The organism is Pseudonocardia nigra (genome assembly GCF_019396355.1).
In the GTDB taxonomy this organism is placed as follows: Bacteria; Actinomycetota; Actinomycetes; order Mycobacteriales; family Pseudonocardiaceae; genus Pseudonocardia; species Pseudonocardia nigra.
The window spans coordinates 1-15466 of record NZ_JAHKRK010000198.1 but is presented as its reverse complement, the minus strand read 5'-3'; the positions used below and the strand labels follow the sequence as shown (position 1 = coordinate 15466).

At 70.1% G+C, this 15466-nt stretch carries 11 protein-coding genes; 5 read left to right on the top strand and 6 right to left on the bottom strand.

From position 1 onward, the window contains the following. Positions 1–991: 991 nt before the first annotated feature. The gene (locus KME75_RS32705; protein ID WP_219418810.1) at positions 992–2320 is read right to left on the bottom strand and encodes a hypothetical protein; all 1329 of its coding nucleotides are present in this window, start codon (positions 2318–2320) and stop codon (positions 992–994) included. A gap of 1260 nt (positions 2321–3580) precedes the next feature. Between KME75_RS32705 and KME75_RS32700 the strand changes: the two genes are divergently transcribed. Further along, entirely contained in the window at positions 3581–3844 is a 264-nt protein-coding gene (locus KME75_RS32700; protein ID WP_219418809.1) for a hypothetical protein, read from the top strand. Here KME75_RS32700 and KME75_RS32695 read toward each other — a convergent pair. After that, positions 3819–5441 (bottom strand): hypothetical protein, encoded by a 1623-nt coding sequence (locus tag KME75_RS32695; protein WP_219418808.1) that lies wholly within the window; start codon positions 5439–5441, stop codon positions 3819–3821. The two genes, KME75_RS32700 and KME75_RS32695, sit on opposite strands and share 26 nt — an antisense overlap. 987 nt (positions 5442–6428) lie before the next feature. On the opposite strand from KME75_RS32695, the gene KME75_RS32690 reads away from it, so the two are divergent. From KME75_RS32690 to KME75_RS32680, 3 genes are read left to right on the top strand one after another with little or no spacing between them, the layout of a single operon-like run. Beyond that, positions 6429–7118: a class E sortase gene (locus KME75_RS32690; RefSeq protein ID WP_219418807.1), complete on the top strand. Its 690-nt coding sequence runs from the start codon at positions 6429–6431 to the stop codon at positions 7116–7118. A gap of 48 nt (positions 7119–7166) precedes the next feature. Beyond that, positions 7167–7823: a ferritin-like domain-containing protein gene (locus KME75_RS32685; protein WP_219418806.1), complete on the top strand. Its 657-nt coding sequence runs from the start codon at positions 7167–7169 to the stop codon at positions 7821–7823. Positions 7824–7835: 12 nt separating this feature from the next. Next, on the top strand, positions 7836–8444 hold the full coding sequence (locus KME75_RS32680; RefSeq protein WP_219418805.1) for a ferritin-like domain-containing protein: 609 nt from the start codon (positions 7836–7838) through the stop codon (positions 8442–8444). 219 nt (positions 8445–8663) lie between these two features. On the opposite strand, the gene KME75_RS32675 is transcribed toward KME75_RS32680, so the two are convergent. The 4 genes from KME75_RS32675 to KME75_RS32660 form a co-directional block, all read right to left on the bottom strand. Beyond that, complete coding sequence (locus tag KME75_RS32675) at positions 8664–9011, bottom strand: hypothetical protein (protein ID WP_219418804.1); 348 nt, start codon at positions 9009–9011, stop codon at positions 8664–8666. Between the two features lie 31 nt (positions 9012–9042). Then, entirely contained in the window at positions 9043–10611 is a 1569-nt protein-coding gene (locus KME75_RS32670) for a nickel/cobalt transporter (RefSeq protein ID WP_219418803.1), read from the bottom strand. Continuing rightward, entirely contained in the window at positions 10608–11918 is a 1311-nt protein-coding gene (locus KME75_RS32665; RefSeq protein WP_219418802.1) for a tetratricopeptide repeat protein, read from the bottom strand. The genes KME75_RS32670 and KME75_RS32665 overlap by 4 nt, the downstream gene beginning before the upstream one ends. A gap of 81 nt (positions 11919–11999) precedes the next feature. Next, positions 12000–13625, bottom strand: coding sequence for a DUF4331 domain-containing protein (locus tag KME75_RS32660; protein WP_219418801.1), 1626 nt, complete (start codon positions 13623–13625; stop codon positions 12000–12002). Between the two features lie 658 nt (positions 13626–14283). Between KME75_RS32660 and KME75_RS32655 the strand changes: the two genes are divergently transcribed. Beyond that, a complete protein-coding gene (locus tag KME75_RS32655) occupies positions 14284–15105 on the top strand; it encodes a transposase family protein (protein ID WP_308283296.1) in 822 nt (273 codons plus the stop codon). Positions 15106–15466 lie beyond the last annotated feature (361 nt).

The following is a 15466-nucleotide window of genomic DNA, read 5'->3' as shown; positions in this document are numbered from 1 at the left end:
CCGCTGAGAGCCGCGCCAGCAGCGACGACGCCGGACCCGCTGACCCCGACCCGAGCGGATCGTCCTTGCGGGCCAGCTCCGCCAACTGGCCAAGGACAGGACTGATCGGCGATGATGGGGGCACGAGCGCGGCTCCTGAGGCGAACTTTCGGCTTTGACACCTGAAAGATCATCAGGAGCCGCGCTCGCCTGGCAACTCAGCCCCCTCGTCTCCCGCACTGACCAGGGCGAGCCAACCGGAAAAAACCGGACGTAACACCTAAATGATCAGAACGCCGGGGCCCTGGGTGGCGAGGAAGGCATCTATCGCGCCGCCGGCTTTCGCGGGCCCGAGCGTCTGGAACTAACCGCGCGGACGGTGCAGCGCACCGTCGAGGAAGTCCGGGCGTCGATCTACTCGCTGTCCAGCTCGACGCCCCATCTGTTCGGAGCGGCGTTCGACACCTTTGACGCGCGTCTCCGCGCGTTGCTCGACCGGGCCGCATTCGCGGTCTCTTCAGCGAACGCCTCCCTGGCATCACCGTCGACATCTGGCGCTGACCCATCGACTCATCGAACAACTCGTCGCCACGCAGGAGTCGGCGCACTTGGCCTCGGGGTGAATTCCAGCCGCTACGCCACCCGTGAGTGGCAGGACATACCTGCCGGAGCGCGGCCGCCGCTTCCGGGGAACCGCTGCGGTCCCCGGATCCGCACCGCAGATACCGGCGAGCCAGAGCGACCTCTGACGGTGCTACCACGCTGCATGTCGACGGCGAGTGCGGCGGTGGAGTTCAAGTTAAGGAACCCGTCCAGCTTCGGCTCGAACGCCCACACCTCACCGGCCGGCAGCGTGGGTGCCGGCCGGGCGAGCATCGGCTGCACGGGGGGCAGGGGGAGCACCGGGGCACGATAGGCAGGTCACAGCGCGCTGACCCGCGGCGGACTCTCCGCGCTCACCTCGAGGGCGGGCCGCACGGCAGCGCGCTGTGGCCGGGATGTACCGGGTGGGTTAGCGCAGGCCGCGCACAATCTCGCCGCCCAGCAGGGGCTTGTCGGCGGGGCCTTTGATGTATGGGCCGCGGTAGAGCACTCGGTGGCGCTGTTCTGAGGGGTACCACTGGCGGACCTTGTGCATCCGCACGACCCAGCGGTGTTGCCAGTCCCGGGCGGTGGCGGGCCGGTCGGTGGTGCGGGTGTCGGGTCGGATCGTGGTGACGCGAACGTCGGGGGAGACGCCGGCGCGTTCGGCGAGTAGCCGGGCGTTGTGGCCGGCGGGGATGTGGTCGAGGTGGGCGATGCCTTGGTTGCACAGCCGCCAGAACGCGTAGAGGAACCGGATGCTGAACAGGTCGTCGTGGTCGTTGATCTCCTCGCCGGGGCGGTACTCGAAGCTGTCGTCGACCTGGTCGCCTTCGGCGTAGCCGGCGGCGGTGTTGATTTCCCGCCAGCGGTCGGCGTGGGCGCGTGCGTGGCCGCCGAGATCGGTGAGTGCGGAGCGCATCGCCTCGGTGATGATGGGCAGGTAGGGGGTGGTGCGGGTGCCGTCGGGCATGAGCAGCGGCAGCGGGGTGTGTTGGGCGGCGGCGAGGGTGGCCATGTCCCGGAAGCTGTTGGGGCGCACCGGGCCGTGGCTGTCGAGGTAGGTGGTCAGCCGCACCCCGGGGCGAATCACGGCCTGCCCGGTCTCGGTGGCCGAGGGCAGCTGGGCCGGGCTGGTCCAGACGTAGGCGCGGTCGTCGCCGAGGTTGCCGTTGACGGCGCGGACGATGATCGGGTGGGGAAGCAGCAGCATCCCGGTCGGGCTGGGTAGGTCGTCGTCGTTGAGCAGGGCCAGGTCGTCGATGGTGAGGGTTTGTGCGGCGGCGATGACGACGTCGCACATCGATGGGGAGATCACGTACAGGGTCGCGGCCTCGAGGTCGGCGGCGCGTAGGTCGAGCAGTCGTCGTGCCGCGTCGTCGAGGTCGGTCGGGTAGGGCGGCGTGAGTCCGGATCCGCCGTAGAGCAGGGCGGCGGCGGTCTCGTCGAGGATGGCGGCGCCTCGGGGGCTGTCGGGGTCGAGTCGCGGTTGCTCCTGGCACAGCTGATCGCGCAGGTGGTTGCGCCACAGCTGGTAGGAGGACATGACCCGGGTGATCTCCCACTGCTGCGCGATGGGCGCGGTGCGCAGGTGTGCGGCGGTAGCGATCCGTGCCTCGCGGGCGGTCCGGGCCGCAGCGGTGGCAGTCCATCTCCCGCGCGCGCCGATCTCCGCTGCTGCGTCTGCGCTCGGTCGGCGCGACGAGCCTGCCGGCTCGGCGTGGACCTTCGAGCGGGTCTTGTTCTTCCGGCCGGCCATCGGATCGTCCCCCCGTCGTTGCTGTCCGACGTGCTGGTCGGCAAGGGCGCGTAGACGTCCCTGCTGACCGCGCCTGAGTGTGCAACGCGGCCCAGACATTTCGTGGCCGAACGATCACATTCGGTCGCGGAACGTCGCTTCCCAGGAGATCGCAGCTGGAGGCGAGCGAGCGCCCATGTCGCGTCACGAGCGGTGGCGGGACCGTTAGCCCTCGCCAACACGCTGGTGGTCCATCGTTATGGGGGCGAGGATGGGCAATCGACAGCGACAGGGTGGGTCAGCTGCGAGGCCTGTGACGAGGCCGGCGTTGATGGCGTGCGGTCCCCGCACGACCACAACCACAAGGTCGACTCGCTGCCTGCGCCCCAGCGGGCCGAGGATCGCGTAGTCCTGCGCGGCTACGCGGTCGGCGTCCGCGGGACGCGGCTGCAGGATTGCTGGTTCTTCTTCGAGCACCTCGAAGCTGGCGCTGGTCTTCGGTCGGGCCGGGGCGGATGTCGAGCACGATCAGCGGCTACCGAGTGCTCGAGGCCGCTCGGGGAGATCCGCTACGACCCGAAGCTTCGCGATGACGTCGCCACCCCTGTATCTGTCGCGGACGGGGAAGGAGTTCGACCGCGAACCTGGGGAGAAACGCGCGTTCCAGCGCTGGCTGGACGGCTGTACGTCCTCCTCCTCACGGTACGTGCCGCCCACCTAGCTTTGGCCGAACCGCCCCGCCGGGTCATGGTTGGGTGCGAGCATCGGCTTTCTTCTTTGTGATTCGAGAGATCCACATCAGCGCAGCCGACCCCGCAGACCACGAGTACTACGAACCGCCATCGCGGGTGCTGACCGTGTCGGTGATCGGGGAGACGGCCTTCATGAGGCTGCACGCACACGACGGGAACGCAGACGAGCCAGCCGAGGAGCTGTGCTCGTTCGAGGTCCCGGCGCGATCGCTGCTGCTGGCACTGCAGGCAGCCCTCGACGACGACAGAGCGCCAGGATCAGCGGCGCCAAATCGTCAGGCGCCCGCGCACTGACGTGGCATCCGCACGGCGCCGGGCACGGCGCCGGCTACGGGCACCTTCGCAGGGCCGGGCCGCCATCGCTAGCGTCCGCTGCGCGCCGGTCGGGTGATATCCGTCGCGCAATGTCGAACTGATGTTCGAAGAATCGTAGGGTGCATCTCGTGGGTCGCCGGGCGCCGGGGAAGGGCGCGCCGGCGACGCACGAGACCTCTGTCAACACCGCCAGCGGCGGCCACCTGGAGTACCGATGCCGACACCCGCCCAGCACCGCCGTGCCGGCTATGCACGAGCCGCTGCCCGCGAGCTGGCCGACACTGCCGACATCCTGCGGCAGGTCGGCCACGCCGACGGGCATCTCGACCCACGCCGAGGCGACGTCAGCCTCACCCTGGCCGCCCTCGTTGACACCTGCGGGCGCCACTACCCGTCCCTGCCCAACGAGGTCGCCGCACAAGCACTACGCGTCGCCGACGCTGTCGACCGCGCTACCGGACACCGCCGGTCCCACTGACCTGCGCTTCGCCCCTGGGCGGGGAGACGAGGTCGAGGAACGCGTCGAGCTGGTCGAGCTTCTTCTCGTCGAACCCGCCGTCCATGTGGATCGCGGCCCGGAGCGACCGCGTGGTGACCTCGCGCGAGACGCCGTTTCGTTCGGCACGGCCGATGATGGCGCCGAACAGGTTCGTCACCCGCGATGGACGGTGCTCGATGAACCAGCCCAACATCCTGCCGGTCTGGGGGTCGAAGTAGACCCGCCGCTCGTCCTTCGCGCAATTCGCCATCTGCCACATCACGGCGTCTTCCAGCACCGCGGTGAGCGCCTCGAACGGGACCGTGGAGTCCAGGTGCAGCGCCGCGACCCAGCCGAGCTGGCTGGAGAGGTTCGTCGCGGCGCGCTCGTTGCGATATGGCCTTGACCAGCGGCGACGGGTAGGGGCGTCTCGCCACAGCTCCGCTGTGAAGACCTCGGTCAATCGGTTCCACAGCGTCCGTAGGCCCGGTGCAAGGGTGTTCTCGCCGTCTTCACCGTCGCCGTCGGAGGGCTGGAGCAGTGCAGCTACCTTCCCGGGGTCGCGGCGGCGCTGCTCGATCCAGTCGTCGACCACCGGCGTGGCCCACCGCTTCCGCGGCCCGTCCGTTGCTTGTGGAACCGGGATGTCGGCCTCGCCGCGAGCGATGTAGGCCCGCAGCGTTGACGCGGCGATCTCGGCCTTAGTCGCGAACTCCTCCACCCCGAGCAGGACCGCGTCCAACAGCTCCGGGGCGTTGACGGTCACGACACAGCGCGCCAGGGGCAACGAGCCGTCGCCGCGGCGACTCGTCCACAACGCCAGGTCGTGGCGCCACTGCTCGGCCTGCGCCAGCTGACTTTGTGCAGCGGCGGCGCGGAGCTGGTATCCCGCGAGCTCAAGGGGGTTCTGTTCGCCCCCAAGCTGCATGATCCTGGCCGGCCGTCCGAGTTCGGCCCGACCGGTACCGTCCAGCAGGTCCGCCGCGGTGATCACCGTAGGCAGATGGACCTCGCGGCGCACGTACCGCTCGCTTGCCCAGTCGATGATCTGTGACGGTCGGTACCAGGTCGTCCCGTTCCACCAGTACCCGCCGATGCGCGACAGCAGCGGCTTCTCGCCGAACCACTCGCTGTAGGCGGTGGTGGCGTCGGAGTCCCGGTAGAGGAGCACGCTGCGCCCGTGCTCGGGGTGAAACCTGATTACCCACGCCACCGACGGGTTCTTCGGCTCGGTGGTGAACGCGGCCCATTCCCCTGTCCCGCGGTCGGTATCGCAACGACCCCACGTTCCTGCCCCTTCGTGGCGGCCGATGGCCTCCACTGCGTCAGGGTCCTCGATGGGGATGTGCTCGTCCTCGACGAACGGCAGCCCCGGCACGGGGTGGTCGGTACGGATGCCGTTCGCAAGCGGCTGCACGTAGGTCATGGGCCCTCCCGCCTCAGCGCTGTGTCGTTGCACAGCGTGCGGTACCAACATACAGCACGCTGTAGCTCGATACAGCGCCTTGAGTGAACGATGCTGTGGCTGTCTGGCCGTTCGGGGGTGGAGAAGGCGGGTTATCACCCCAGTGCTGTCGCGGGTCGCATCGATCCCCACTGCTCACGCAGCGTCACTGATCGTTACCCGGAATGGCTCAGTGTGAACACGCATTGCGGTGCGGTGCGGCGGCCCGTCGGGACCGTTGGGGTCGACGAGGTCCCGCACTGGTCGTTCGGTAGCTCGTACTCCGACGCCGCCTCTCCGCCTCGCGACGACATTCGACGATTCTGAGGGCGCAGCAGCAAGCCGCGCCAGCGTCGTGACCAGGTCGATGCAATGTCAATATCGGCAGCCGCCGATTCGGTCTGCGCCGGCGCCGGCGCCGGGGCTGGCCAGCACGTGTCCAGGTCGCGGAGATGGCCCGGTCGCCGACCTTCTACTACCTGGACCTCGACCTCGACCTCGGCTGCGAGCTGCGGCGCTCCGCGGCAGCGGCTACTCATCGCCGGTGTCCCCGCCAGCACCATTACCAGGCCCGCCCAGGCTCTGCGCAGCCAGGAGACCTCGACGCGGACGGTGACCAGGCTCCCGCAATGCCCGTGAGAGCCGCGCTGAGCACTGCCGCGTCGAGCCCTGCCCGGGGCCCGGCTCCGGGCCTGGTTTCGGCCCGACTGACGTCGTCTGCGGTGGACAGCACCGCGAACGGCTGCCCGCAGCCGAGTTAGACGAGGCATGCCTCGAGGACGAGCCATCGGCGGTCGAGGTCGGCCATCGTGTGAGCCGGAAGGTGCAGCCGCACGATCGGCCAGCTGATGTCATCCCAGGCGATCGTCGATCACCCGCGGGCCCTGGGCCCCCGGTCGGCACCAGTGGACCCCCGGAGCAGTTCAAGATCGTCGACAGATGGCCAGCAGGGGTCGGAGCAGAGCCACCGGACACTCCCACCCGACCCTGGACGCGGCGCGGTTCCCAGGCTCGACAGCCCCGGCCGACCCCTCGCTGCCGATTGCGCCGAACCGGTCGCCTTCGAGCGCCGAAGGTCTGAGTGAGCCAGATCACGATTCCGACAGGCAAAGGCGTTTCCGAGACCACGAGGGTGATCACATGCGCGCGGTTCACCGAGTATCCCGGTGGCTGGGCGCGACGTGCCTGACGGCCCTGGTCGCCGCCGGTCTCATGATCGTGCCGGGGATGGTGGCCACCCCCTCGGAGCCCGACGGCGTCGCCGAGCTCGTCGAACAGCGAGCTCGGGAGGCGCCGTCCTGGGATCTGGTGCTGCGGCTGCGTGACGAGCTGGCGGCATCGGCGGCCGACAACCCGGACTATCCGATCGATCCGGCGCAGGCCGCGCTGGTGGCGACCTCGCCGCAGGAGTACACCCCGCTGGGGCGCATCTCCAGTGAGGCGATCGGCCTGGACGCGGTGTACGCCGCGGGCGTGCACCCGTCGGTCCTCGAACGCGGGCCGGGCCTTTGGCCGGGCACCGCAACGCCCGGGCAGCCCGGCAACGCCGTGATCTCGGGCCACCGCACCACGCACACCCGCCCGTTTGGCGACCTGGACGAGCTGGTCGCCGGCGATCCCGTCGTGGTCACCGCCGAGGGCGGCAGCGGCGTCACCTATCGCGTCACCGAGACCGCGATCGTGCCCGAAGCCGAGTACACCGCGTTCGTCCTGGCCCGCCCCGCCGATGCGGAGGCCCGCCAACTCACGCTCTTCGCGTGTCATCCGAAGGGCGACCGGACGCACCGCATCGTGGTGCGTGCCACCGCCGAGGCCGGAGAGGGGCGGTGAGCGCGACACCGGCGAGGTCATCCCGCACAGATCCGCAGGAGGAGAGACATGGCTGACACCCCACGATCCCGACGGTCGTCGACGTTGTTCGGCGGCGCGCCGGTACTGACGTTCCGCGAGGAGTCCGACCGGCGCACGTTCATCAAGGGGGCGGCGGTGATCGGCGTCGGAGCCACCTTCGTCGCCGTCACGCGAGGCGACCCACGGGCGTTCGCGCAGGGCTCGGCGAGCGATCTGGAGATCCTCAACTACGCCCTGACCCTGGAGTACCTGGAGGCGGACTTCTACACGCAAGGGCTCGACGGCGGGATCCTGTCCGGGCGCGAGCTCGAGCTGGTCACCCCGATCCGCGACCACGAGCAGGAGCACGTCAGCGCGCTCACCTCCACGATCCAGAGCCTGGGAGGGACGCCGGCGGAGATGCCGATGTTCACCTATCCCGAGGGCACGTTCACCGACAAGACCATGTTCCTGACCGCCGCATCGATGTTCGAGGAGCTCGGGGTCGACGCCTACCACGGACAGATCGCGAACGTGCAGAGTCCGGAAATCCTCGCAGCGGCGGCCGCGATCGCCGGCGTCGAGTCCCGGCATGCGGCGATCCTCGCCGACCTGACCGGCGGCAACCCGTTCCCGGCACCGTTCGAGGACAGCAAGACCATGGAGCAGGTCCTCGAACTCGCCGGCTCCTTCATCCAGCAGTGAGGCGGAGACATCATGAAGCGTCGTGATCTGATCAGGGGAGCTGCCACGGTCATCCCCGCCACCGTCGCCCTGCAGATGCTGGGCGCGAAGTGGGCCTTCGCCCAGGAAGGGGACTTCGACGGCCCGATCGACGTCCTCAACTATGCCCTGACCCTGGAGTACCTGGAGGCGGAGTTCTACCGCCAGGGCAACGCCGCGGACCTCCTGGAGGGCAAGGCCGCCGACTACCTGCGCACGGTGCAGACCGACGAGGAAGCCCACGTCATGGTCATCACCGACACCATCGGCCAGCTCGGCGGCGACCCCGTCCCGGCACCGGAGGTCGACTTCGGGCAGGCCTTCGCCAGCCAGGACAGCTACCTGGAGACGGCCTTCACGTTCGAGAACCTCGGCGTGCAGGCCTACCTCGGAGCAGCACCGTCACTGTTCGCCGAGAAGGAGCTGCTCGTCGCGGCGGCCAGCATCTTCGGCGTGGAGGCCCGGCATGCGGCGATCATCGGCCAGCTCCAGGGCAAACCTGCCGAAGGCGGCGTGTACATGGGCGCGTTCGAGACGCCACTGTCGCGCGACGAGGTACTGAGCGCTGCGGCGCCGTTCATCGTTTCCACCGTCACCCGCTGACCACCAGGGAAAGGATGACCCAGCCGCCGGCCGATGCATCGACCGGTCGGCCTGACGGTCCGCCGCAGCGGCGAGGAGGCCGGTGCCCACCGCATCGGCAGCGCGGGGGCGACCACGCGCCGTTCGCGCCGGGCCGGGCGAGAAGCTGCCGAAGGTTGCTGAGCACCCCGACGCGGAACGTGTCCGCGTTCTCGATCCACGTGCACGTGTCAGGCGGCACTATCCGAGGACGGTCGGCACCTTCTCGGTGGTCCCGCCGAGGTCGACGTAGACCTGGGCCCACGCCTTATCGGACTCACCGGCGGCGGCGTTGTCGCAGAACGGCTTGGCGCCGTGCGCGGTGTAGTACCTCATCAACGCGAGCACGTCGTCGGTCCTGCGCATCTCTCGGGCGGTGTAGCGCGCGCCGGGCTCCTCGGTCTGGTGGACGAGGCAGGTCACCTCGACCGCGCCTTCGTTGTTGAACACCGGCCCGGGGGCGGGAGCCGACGAACACCCCGCAACCACACCGGACGTGACGACGAGCAGTCCGGCCGTGACTGCGAGACGGAATGGGTGACGCCGCACCTGTCCTCCTGATCGGTTCTTGAGCGAGTGGTCACACACCGCCGGTCAGACTCCGCACCGCGAGTCCGACGCCGACGATCAGCACGAGTCCCGCGGTGGCCAGCGGCAGCACCGCCATCCAGTGCCCGGCGCGCTCGCGCCAGGCCCGGGTCCGTTCCATCCGTGCGAGGCGATCGCGCACCGACACCAGCAGCAGGCCGGCCGCTGTCAGGGTGCCCGCCATGCCGAGGCCGTAGCAGAGCACGAGTGCCACCCCGAACCAGGTGCGGCCGAGGTTGACTGCCCCGAGCAGCACGAGCAGGGCCGAGGGGCTGGGGACCAGCCCACCCGCCATGCCCATGCCGACGAGGCTCGTGCGGCTCCAGCGCGCGCCACCGGCAGCCTCGAGCCCATGGCCGTGCCCATGCCCGTGGCCGTGCCCATGCCCGTGGCCGTGCCCATGCCCGTGGCCGTGGCCGACGCCGGGGTCGGGGCCACCGACGGCGGCGCCGACCAGCGCTCCGGTGCGCTCGGTCACCGGCAGCGCGGCGAGGTCGCGGCGCCGCCGCACCGCCGAGCGCAGCAGCGTGACGCCGACGGCGGCGACCAGCAGCCCGCTGACGACGCCGAGCCACCGCATCGCCGGCAGCGGGGCGAACGCCGCGACGAGCGAGATCAGCAGCCCGAACCCGAGCACGCCCGCGGTGTGGGTGATGGTCACCGCGGTCCCGACGGCGACGGCGTCGCGGCGGGTGCCCTGCCTGCCGGCGAGGTAGGCGGCCATCACGGTCTTGCCGTGTCCGGGAAGCATGGCGTGTGACGCGCCGAGCACGAGTGCCATGATCACCGCCAGCACGCCGACGACCGGGGTGAGGTCGCGGCTGCCCGCGAGCCCGGACAGGATCCGTTCGCCGCTCGCCAGTGCCGCGTCCAGCACGCTCACCCCGGTGCTCGGCAGCGTGGCCAGCGGTGCGGCGGATCCGCGGCCCGGCGCCACGGAGAGCCGCGCCGAACGCTGGTCCAGCGGGTCGGCGAGCAGGTCGGCCGGGTAGGCGCGCAGCTCCCGTGACGAGCTCTGGGCGGGCACGTCGCTCGACTCGATCCGCAGTCCGACGCCGGTGGCGGTGATCTCCCGCCAGCCGATGCGATCCGCCTTGAACGCGTCGGTGAACTCGATCGTCGAGCGGCCGGACAGCTCGGCAGGCGCGAGGAGCCGGCAGGTCACCCGGGTGGTGGGCAGGCCCTGCTCTCCGGCCGGGTACTCGGCCTGCGCCGAGCGCACCGTGAACGGTGCCGGGGTGCCGTCGACCGTGGCGGTGGTGGAGCCGAGCATCTCCGCGCACACCGCGGCGGCGTGCGCCGCGCCCTCGGCCGCGGAGATGGCGCCGTCGCCGTCGGTGTCGGTGGTGCCGCGCTGCTGGACCGTCGGGATCTCGGCGCTGTCGAGTACCGCGAGCACCTCGATCCGGTCCGCGAACAGCACGAGCCCGTCGTAGTGGTTGACCGTGAAGTTGCCCAGCGGGTGGGCCTGGGCCGGCGGCGGCGCCGTCGGGCCGAGGGGCGCGAGCAGCAGGGCGCCGACCGCGAGGACCAGCAGCGCGGCGCGCCGGAGGTGAATCATGAGCCCGATTCCAGGGAGGCGACCGTCGCCCGGGCCACCGGCGCCTGCAGCGGGTTGAAGTGCGGGTTGGTCGTCAGCGCCTGGTTCAGGGCCGCGAGGGCGTCGTCCCGGTGCCCGAGCGCCGCCAGAATCATGCCGCGGTGGAACGCATAGCTCGCGTTCGCACCGCCCAGCGAGGCCGCGCGTTCGGCGTAGGGCAGCGCCTCGGCGTCGCGGCCGTTCACGTGCAGCGCCCAGGCGAGCGCGTCGGCGCTGAAGATGCTCTCGCGGCGTTCCCACTCGGCCCGCGCCAGCCGCAGTGCCTCGGCCGGATCGCCGTGGTCGGCGGCGACGAGCGCCGCGACCTGGTCGTCGGTCGAGCCCTGCGCGGCGTAGAGCTGCTGTTGCACGGCGAGCACCTCGTACTGGGCCAGGGCCTCGGGGGCGCGGCCCGCGGCCTCCAGCAGCTCGCCGTACTCGAGCAGGTACTGCGGCAGCGGCGCGCGGGTGGTGATCGTCTCGTAGCCGGCGAGGGCCTCGTCGACGCGGCCCTGCGCCGCCGCCACCTTGGCGCGGCCCTGCAGCAGCGCGACGTTCTGCGGTGCCGCCTCGAGTCCGGCGTCGTACTGGGTGGCGGCCTCCTCGACGTCGCCCGAGTTCCAGGCCAGCTCGCCGAGGTAGTAGCGGCAGAATGCGATGTCATCGGGAGAGATCGCGACCCCCAGGGCGCGGTCCAGCGCCGCTCGGGCGTCGTCGTTGCGGCCGTGCAGCTCGAGGTCGTAGGAGGCGCGGGTGAAGCTGGCGAGCCCAGGCCGCACGTCGAGCATGCTCTGCACCGCGGCGGTGGCGGCGTCGGCGTCGCCGAGCTGGGTGTAGGCGTCGGCGAGCACGCCGTAGACCTCCGGGGTGGCCGGGCGCAGGGTGCGGGCCTGCTCGCCGTAGCTGCGGGCGGCCGCGAAGTCGTGCCGGGCGTTGGCGAGCTGGCCCATACCGATCAGGGCCTCGCCATTGCCGTCGGGCTCGATCTCCATTGAACGGTCGAGCGCACCTTGGGCCTTCGCGTAGTACGAGGGGTCGCCGCTGATCCGGGCCTGCTCGACGTACGCGGCGCCGAGCCGAGCCCACAGTGCCGCGTCGTCGGGGTTGCGCCGCAGGGTCTCCTGGGCGTTGTAGACGAGCTGGTCCAGCGCGCTCGCCTGCGACGCCGGGACGGCGGGGGCGGCCGGAGCCTCGTCATCGGAGCTCAGGGCACCGGTGACGGCGACGACACCCAGCAGGACGCCGACCAGCACGAGCAGGATCGGAACGCGGGAGCGCGAATCCGGCATGGAGCACCTCGTAGACGGGCGGGGGCCCGGGTCACCGTGTGACGGGTGTCCCGGACCCCCGACTTTGTCATCCGACCGGGATCAGGTCGTGACCGGGGCCACCGTCTCGCGACGGCGGGCGATCATGAAGAAGCCGGTGCCCAGCATCGTCACCGCGGCGATACCGGTGACGATCGAGGGAGTCGGCAGCGCGGTGCCGCCGCCCGGGCCGCCCAGGGGTGCCGCAGCGGCACCCTCCGGGATGTCGGGCTGGGTGTTGGCCGGGTCGTTGACGCTCTTGTTGTTCGGCAGCGCCACGTAGGGGAACGTGTCCCCGAACTCCTTGTCGTTGGCGTCGACCGCATCGCCCGCGGCCAGCGCCTCGACGATGCCGTCCACCGCGGCACCCTCGACCGCCTGGATCTCGATGTCGACGATGTCGTCGACGAGACGACGGCCGTTCGGGAAGCCCTGCAGGTCACCCGCCAGCACGCCGAGCCGGTTCGGCTCCGCGGTCGGCTTGATCGCGGTGTTGAGGCGCAGCATCTCCGACGGCACGAAGTCCGCGGGGTCGACGTCGCCGTTGAGCACCTGGCTGTTCAGGTCCGCCTGGATCGGGGGCTCCGAACCGTCGAGCGTCGGGGCGTTGGTGGCGATGCCGGTCAGGAAGATCTCGACCAGGTCGTTGCGCGGGGTCTCCGGGGCCGGAATGCCGTAGATGGCCTCGATCAGGCGCGCCAGCTCCGGGTCGGTGACCCGCTCGACGACCTCCGGGATGGTGGCGTCGACGTCCGGCTCGATCGCGTTGAACGCGTCCTTGAGGCCGACCGGGAGGACGAGCTCGTTGACCAGCGGGTTGCCCAGGCGCGAGACCTGGACGTAGTCCCCGACCGCTTCGGCCCCGCCACCGGGCTGCAGCTCCAGGGAGCGCATCTCGGTGTCGCTCCACACACCGATCACCGGGTTGGTCTTGCCGTCGCCGTTCAGTGCGACCTCGCTGATCGGCACCTGCAGAGCGATGGTGTTGATGTTGTAGCCGGCCAGGGTGTCCTGCCCGACCTCGGACAGGTCACCGCCGTAGAGCAGGTCGAACACGCGCAGGTCGAGGAAGAAGGAGTCCTCGGCCTGGCCGGTGTACGTGCGCCCGTGCTTGCCCACCGGGTAGGTGGCCTCGTCCCGCAGCGCGCCGTAGTCCGGCACCGACGCCGGGCCGGTGTTCGACGGAGCGACCTGGGCGTTCTCCAGCAGCACCTCCTCGCCGTCCGATGTGATCTTCGTCAGCGTGTAGTACTGGCGGAAGAGCAGGTCCGGGTCGTCCAGGCTCTCGATCGGCCCGACGTTGTACAGGAACGTCTCGGCCTCGGCGCGCCGGTCGTCGGTGCGGAACTCCCACCGGTAGGTGATGTCCGCCTCGGCGTCACCGTCGGAGTCGATGTTGATGTCGTGGCGGGCGTTCTCGGCCCACGGGTAGAAGTTCGGACCACCCTGGGGTTCCTGGAACGGTGTCCAGTTGGCGATCAGCGTGACCGTGTCCGGCTTGTCCGGCGACACGAACGAGTACACGTCCGTGTTGTCGACCTGCGGCATGGTCGCGATGAGCGGGGCCTCACGGTGGCTGGATGCGCTCGCGGTCCCGGGGAGCAGGGCGAGAGCAGTGGCGGCAAGCGTTGATCCTGCGACGAACATCGCCGTGGCAGCACGACGACGCCTGCGGGGGGACTCGGACATCCTCCATCCTTTCCCCGGCGCCGGTTGGACCGGTCCGGGAGACGGGCACGCACCTCTCGATGAGCGCGCCCAGACAACTCGTACTGAGGGCCCGAGCCGGACCCCGTCAGTGGCGAAACGAGCCTGAACGGGAGGGGATACGGGTTTGGACAACTATTTCGATCCGCCCGATTAGACATTCGTGAAAGAAGTTCGCATACTATTCTACCGTCAAAACCTCCTGCAGATGACTGGCAGCAGCCTGCTCCGCTGCAACAAGTCCGACACCAGACCTGGTTCTCGCCATCAGCCGTCCTGTGACGCGCTCACGTCGTGCGGGCGCCGCTGGCCGGCTCGGCACGCTGCCGCTCGCGTCCGGCCGCGGCCGCGCCGTACGTACGGCTACCCGACGTCCGCGAGCTGGTCGGCCACCATCTGCCACGTGGGCTTGAGGACCCCGACCGCCGACCACGATCGCCAATAGATGCTCCCGTGTCAATGGCCAGTTCGTTCTGGCTCTGGCACAGATTGAGCCATTCTGGGTAACGATCAGTGACGCTGCGTGAGCAGTGGGGATCGATGCGACCCGCCGACGATCGCCGGTTGAGGGGAAGGGCGCGGAACTCCCGCTATGAAGGTGGTCCTTCCACAGATCATCTTCAGAGGAGTTCCGCGCGCTGTGAGTGTCACATACCAGGCCGTCCTGGACATCGAGGAGGACACCGTCGAGCTCCTGGCCGGGCTGCTGGCCGACGAACGGACACGGCGGGGCACCCGGGCCGGCACCCGGGCGCTGGAGCCACGGCAGCAGGCGGTGTTGGCGCTGCGCTGGTTCCTCGACGACACCCGGATCAGCGAGCTGGCCCGCGACAACGCGATCTCGGAGTCCACGGCCTATGACTACACCGGCGAGGCGATCGCGGTGCTGGCCGCGCGCAAGCCCTCGCTGCACGGTGCGTTGCTCGCGGCGAAGGCGGCCGGGTACTCCCACGTGATCGTGGACGGCACGCTGATCCATACCGACCGGATCGCCACGCCCGGGCCCACGGCCGGGGTGGACCTGTGGTGGAGCGGCAAGCACCGCCACCACGGCGCCAACGTCCAGGCGGTGTCCGCCCCGGACGGATGGCCACTGTCGACCTCCGATCCGCGCCCGGGCCGCGAACATGACGCCACCGCCGCCCGCGCCGACCCCGACCTGCTCGCCCGCATCGCCGAGTGGGTCGCCGACGAGCTGCCCGCCCTGGCCGATCTGGGCTACGAGGGCGAGCCCGACCTCTTCACCATCCCGATCAAGAAACCCCGGGACCAGCAGACCGCTGATCAGCAGACCTACAACGCCGTCCACGGCGCCCTGCGCTGCCTGGGCGAACGCGCCAACTCACTGCTCAAGTCAAGCTTGAAGGTGCTGCGCCGCTACCGCGGCTGCCCCTGGCGGATCGGCCAGGTCGTCGCCGCCGCGCTGGTCCTGCTCCACCACGACCACCATCGCACCACCTGACCCAGGAAGTCACGAACCGTGACGACCGGTTACTCGGAAAGGCTCATTGGGAGGAGATTGGGGGACGATCTTGAAGCAGGGGACTCGATCAGCTTCGCAGCCCGACGGCGAGGAGGGGCCAGGCGGTGCCCAAAGTGGTAGCTGAGATGGGCTGAGACGGGATGAAACCGGGTGCGAACGCTGAGGCACGCATCGGTTCCGATGCAGGTCCAGGCGGATCTGGCGAGACTGCGGCGGGCTAGAGCGTGTCCCGTGGATCATGCGGGTCGGCTGCGGTAGATCTCTTCTGTGCTTGATCGCCACGACTTGACCGACGCGGAGTGGGCACGGCTGGAGCCGTTGCTGCCCGACCGGACACCGC